1 protein-coding gene is annotated in these 524 nt (G+C 32.1%); it reads right to left on the bottom strand.

Going from position 1 to position 524, the window contains the following annotated elements; translation table 11 throughout:
- Window positions 1-524: DUF5011 domain-containing protein (locus K5V21_RS19110; RefSeq protein ID WP_221862675.1), on the bottom strand; the 524-nt coding region annotated here is incomplete at both ends.

Here is a 524-nt window from a genome sequence, read left to right as displayed (position 1 = left end):
GTGCATTATTTATTTCAACCATTTTTGGATTTACTGTTACTACTCTTTTTACAGTTATTGTGTTACCATCACTATCTGTTACTGTATAAGTTACTTCATACTTTCCTGGTTTATTTGTATCTACTGAGCCAGAAACTTTAATATCTTTTGTTATATTTCCATCTTCTGTATCAACTGCAGTTACACCAGCCATTGGATCAAATGCTGTTCCTTCTGTTATGCTCACATTATCTGCTCCGCTTATTACCGGTTTATCATTGCTTACTACAGTTATTGTTATTGTCTTTATTGTTTTAGCACCTTGACTATCTGTTACTTCATAAACTACTTTGTAAGTGCCTGGCTTGTTTACATTTACTGTGTTTTCTATCACTTTAATCTTATTTGTTATATTTCCGTCTTCCTTATCTGTAGCACTTACCTCAGTCATTGGGTCAAATTTACTTCCAACCTTTATTGTTTTGTTTTCTGCTTTTATTACTGGTGCATTATTTATTTCAACCATTTTTGGATTTACTGTTACT

Origin of the sequence: Clostridium sardiniense (assembly GCF_019753795.1) — a bacterium.
Lineage (GTDB): Bacteria > Bacillota > Clostridia > Clostridiales > Clostridiaceae > Clostridium > Clostridium sardiniense.
This window is presented reverse-complemented; position numbering and strand designations above follow the sequence as displayed.